Origin of the sequence: Dolichospermum sp. LEGE 00246 (genome assembly GCF_015207865.1) — a bacterium.
GTDB lineage: Bacteria > Cyanobacteriota > Cyanobacteriia > Cyanobacteriales > Nostocaceae > Dolichospermum > Dolichospermum heterosporum.
Genome location: NZ_JADEWA010000717.1, coordinates 1 through 1,599 on the forward strand (window position 1 = coordinate 1; position 1,599 = coordinate 1,599).

1 pseudogene is annotated in these 1,599 nt (G+C 40.0%); it reads left to right on the top strand.

The window, feature by feature from the left end:
- Positions 1-137 precede the first annotated feature (137 nt).
- A pseudogene (locus IQ228_RS25875) lies at positions 138-1,505 on the top strand (glycoside hydrolase family 13 protein); the annotation flags it as partial.
- Positions 1,506-1,599 lie beyond the last annotated feature (94 nt).

Genomic DNA, 1,599 nt, shown 5'->3' on the forward strand with positions numbered 1-1,599 from the left:
AACAGCAACGCGATTAACGTCAATGCAGGATAAAGGAAAGCAACTAGCCTTCATCCCTTGTCTAAAGCACAGATGTAGCTTCCTAAGTCAGCTACATCTTCAAGGGTTTTCGGCATTTCCCTTATAATAGCAATTTAGAAGTATGGGATGCACCACCTACATATCAAGGCTATAAAGGTGGTGATTTGTGGGGTGTGATAGAACAATTAGACTATATCGAAAGTTTAGGAATTACAGCGATTTACTTTACACCCATTTTTCAATCTGCTAGTAATCATCGTTATCATACCCATGATTATTACCAGGTTGATCCGATGTTGGGGGGTAATCAGGCTTTGCGAGTATTAATAGATGCCGCCCACGCCCGCAATATGAAAATAGTTCTTGATGGCGTATTTAATCATTCTAGTCGAGGCTTTTTCTTTTTCCATGATGTGTTAGAAAATGGTTCTAATTCTCCTTGGGTAAATTGGTTTAAAATTCAAGATTGGCCGCTTGCCCCTTATGATGGTAATTTACCTGCTAACTATGATGCTTGGGCGGGGATTCGCTCTTTACCAACCTTTAATCATGATCATCCAGATGTGAAGGAGTATATCATGAAAATTGCCGAATATTGGCTGGAATTTGGCATTGATGGTTGGCGGTTAGATGTGCCTTATGACATTAAAACTCCGGGTTTTTGGCAGGAATTTCGCCAGCGAGTTAAAGGTATTAATCCTCATGCTTATATTGTCGGTGAGGTTTGGACAGATGCCCGTGAATGGCTTGATGGGACGCAATTTGATGGGGTATTGAATTATTTATTTAATGAGGCAGTGCTGGCGTTTGCAGTAGGCGATCGCATTGTATTAGAATTGGTAGAATCTCAGAGTTATTATCCCTATCCTGCCCTAGATGCGGCTGGTTATGCAGCCAAAATTCACAGCCTTTTAGAATTATATCCTTGGGAAATTCAACTAACTCAATTAAACGTCCTCAGTAGCCATGATACAGCCAGGTTAATTAGTATTGCTGATGGTGATCAAGTAAGTGTAGAATTATGTAATCTGTTGTTATTTACTTTTCCCGGTGCGCCTAGTATTTATTATGGTGATGAAGTTGGTTTACCTGGAGGCATAGATCCAGATTGTCGCCGTGTTTTCCCCCTAGAATCTGATTGGAATCAAGACATTTTAAATACTCACAAACAATTAATTTCTATTCGTCAAAATCACCCGGCTTTGCGAATTGGTAGTTATCAAGTTCTTTATGCAGTAGGAACAGTTTATGTATTTGCCCGAACTCTAGAAAGTGAAGAATTAATTATTGCTGTGAATGTGGGAACTGAATCTATCACAGTGAATATAGATTGTCGTAATTTGCCAAATAAACCACATCAAGTTTTATTTGGCAATGGGGAAATTACATGGAAGGATAACAATGTTTCTTTAACTATTCCTCCCCGTAGCGGCTTGATTTGCGTTAATCTCAAATCCCCACCACATCTCGTTCCTAGTCTCTGACTAGGAATGCAGTTGGTGAGGCTCTGCCTCTAATATCATTGAAGGCAGAGCCTTCTAGAATTCATTCCCAGTCAGAGACTGGGAACGAGTTGAA